Annotated in this window: 2 protein-coding genes; both read right to left on the bottom strand. The window is 71.7% G+C overall.

The annotated features are described in order from the left end of the window. Positions 1-608: 608 nt before the first annotated feature. Positions 609-854, bottom strand: coding sequence for a hypothetical protein (locus tag AOK09_RS36530; RefSeq protein WP_055591462.1), 246 nt, complete (start codon positions 852-854; stop codon positions 609-611). A 239-nt stretch (positions 855-1,093) separates the two neighbouring features. Further along, the coding region (locus AOK09_RS36525; RefSeq protein ID WP_217698542.1) for a helicase associated domain-containing protein at positions 1,094-2,776 on the bottom strand (1,683 nt) is incomplete at its 5' end.

The raw sequence follows: 2,776 nt of genomic DNA, 5'->3' as shown, positions 1-2,776 counted from the left end.
GCATAGCGGCCTCCGGGGACGGGCACACAGGGACGGTTCTGGGTGCCGGCTGGGGTAACCCCATCACCAACACCTCAACTACAAACCCGCCGAACTCTGCCGCTGTCCCGCTTTCGCGCCTGCCCCGGGCAGACACACTCATCCGGCCACCCCCCGCGCCCCGGACACAGGTGATGCCGCCGCACCGGCCGGCCCGGTGCTGCTCCCGGTCGCATCCGGCTTTCGCCCAGCTCACCGGGCACCCGCCGGGGTGAGCGTGCCGTCGTTGCCGAGCGGTACCCACCCGTGGGCCTGCACCCACACCGGCGCCGTAGCTGGATCCGCCGGGCGCCGGACTCTCCACCCGCAGCGGTACGCGGCCGCGCGCTCCGCCAAGCCGCTAACTCTTCATGCCCCGCACGCCGGTCCGATCCCCGGAAAGCGGGCGCTGGAACCCCAACCGCCCGACGGGCGGTGTCAGCTACACCCCGCCAGGACGCTGGCGCGAATGGATGCCAGTCGGGCGGCCGCTGAACTCCGCGACTCAATGCCGACCTGCGCGGCTGCGGCGTCTACCCGCGCCCCTGTCCGAAGGCGCGCTCCGCGTACGGCACGCGGGCAAGCGTGCCTCACGCTCGGCCATCGGCGAGGGGCGTCGGCCGGGGTTGACCCACGGATGCCCATGACGTCGCGGCGGCGCGGCGGCCCATGCGGGCCATCACGGCGCGGCCGACGGGGTTGTCCGCCAAGAGCTGGAAGTACTCGCCCTCGCGGGTCTTGTTGCGGGCGTCCCACTCCAGCTCGGCGAGGTTTATCCGGGAGATGTCCACGCGGTCGGAGTCGATGGCCTCGCGGGCGGCGGCGGCGAGCTGCACGGGCCACGGGGAGAGCAGGGTGACGTCCCGGCGGATGAAGTTGAGAGCGTGGACAGTGTCGGGGTGGCCGGCGACGTCGGGCTCGGCGGCGGCCGCGTGGACGCGCAGCGTGGCACGGGCGACCTATGCGGCTGTCGAGGGTGCAGCGGACCACCGAGGCGATCACGCCCGTCATGTGCCACAGGCGAGCGGGGCGCAGCGGGAGCGGCCACCCTCGCGGGCTCGGGCCACGTTACGGTTCAGGTGGCGGAGGTGCCCGCGGCAGGGTCCAGGCCGATCTTCCGCAGGAGGTCGCGCTGGTCGTAGACGAGGTCGCGGCCCGGGTCGCGCAGCCACTGGAGGTAGGTCCTGGTGTCTGCGGGCTGGGCGAGGTCTTGGCCTTGGGCGTGGCGGTGGGCGGCGCGCTGGTAGTGGCGTTGCCAGGCGAAGTCCCAGGGCGGGTTCCACCAGGGGTCGATGCTGTTGAGGGCGTTGAGGATGACGGGGTTGATGGTGCCTTTGGCGGCGCGGCCGCGCTGGTTGGCGAGGTCCCGGCCGACGGGGTGGCCGTCGGGTGCCTGGTAGCCGGAGCTGACGGCGAGTCCGCCGTGCTTGCGGGCGCATTCCTCGGCGTAGGTGATGAGGGCTTCGCGGGCTTCGTCGCGGGGTTCCCATTGGATGCCGAGGTTGTCCAGGAGGTGTTCTTGCCACTGGAGGAGTTCGCCGCGGCGGCGGGCGGTGCGCTGGTTGGACAGCCAGGTGTACAGGTCGACTCGGCGTGGGTCGGTGTCCAGTTCGGCGGCCAGTTCGCGGGTGACGGACAGGTGGCCGAACTGGTCGTGAAACCTGATCGCGTCCAGGGCGCTGTCCATCCAGGCCTTGGTGACGCCTTGGGGCTGCAGGACGCGCAGCTCCATGACGCGGGCGATGTCGCGCGGGCTGATGGAGGCACCATCGACGCCGACGATGTCGGGGAACGTGGAGCCTGGCGCGCCGAAGGGTGGCGGGCCGGCGTTCAGGTCGAGCGGGGCGGAGAGGTCGGCGCCGTCGCTGGGGTCAGCGAGGGTTTCGGGAAGGGGCGGCTCGCTGTCGGTGGGGCTGGGCGCGGCTTGGTCGGGGGGCGTGGCCGCCAGGTGGGTGGTGGGCAGCCGGTCGGCGATGCGCAGGTCGTGGGCCCGCAGGGCGAGGAGGATGTCGTACAGGGGCTGGTAGGCCTCGGAGTTGAGGAGGTCGCTGGGGTCTTCGCCGGGGGCGAGGTAGATGGGGACCAGCAGGGTGGCCTTGTCGGTGTCGGGGTGGGGGCGTAGGGCGCGTCCCAGTGCTTGGGTGATGTCGACGACGCTGCTCTTGGGTGAGGCGAAGCACAGGCCGTCGACGCTGACGATGTCGACGCCCTCGGTGAGGAGCCGGGCGTTGGCCAGGACCTTGAGGTCTGCGGCCCGGCCGTCGGGCAGGGGGCCGTCGTCGCGAAAGGTGGCGATGTGTTCGTACCGGTCGGGGCTGCCCATGTGGACGCATTCGGCCCACAGGGTGCCGGGGCGCAGCGGAACAGGGCCGTGGGCGGTGTCGGTGGTCTCTTGGTGCAGGGCGTCGGCGGTGGCGCGCAGGGTCGTGATGAATTCCTGGCCGTCCTTGACCAGCTTGTGGAAGGTGATCAGGCGGCGGACGCGGTAGGTGGCGCAGGTCTTGAGGGTGGCGGTGGACAGGCTGATCAGGGCGAGGGGGTCCTGGTGGGTGGCGTTGCGGGTGCGGCGCAGTTGGGTTTGGAGGGTGGGGTGGTCGACGGCGACGAGGACGATGCGGTAGTCGGAGGCGAGGCCTTCGGCGATGGCTTGGCTGAGTTGCATGGAGAAGACGGTGGGGCCGTAGAGGTCTTCGTTGTCCATGGAGGCGGCGAGGTAGGGGCCGTCGCCGGGGGCCATGGTTTCGGCGTAGCGGGGGTC

The sequence above is a fragment of the Peterkaempfera griseoplana genome, from assembly GCF_001418575.1.
Lineage (GTDB): Bacteria > Actinomycetota > Actinomycetes > Streptomycetales > Streptomycetaceae > Peterkaempfera > Peterkaempfera griseoplana.
Note: the sequence above shows the minus strand (reverse complement) of the source record. Positions and strands in the feature narration are given on the sequence as shown.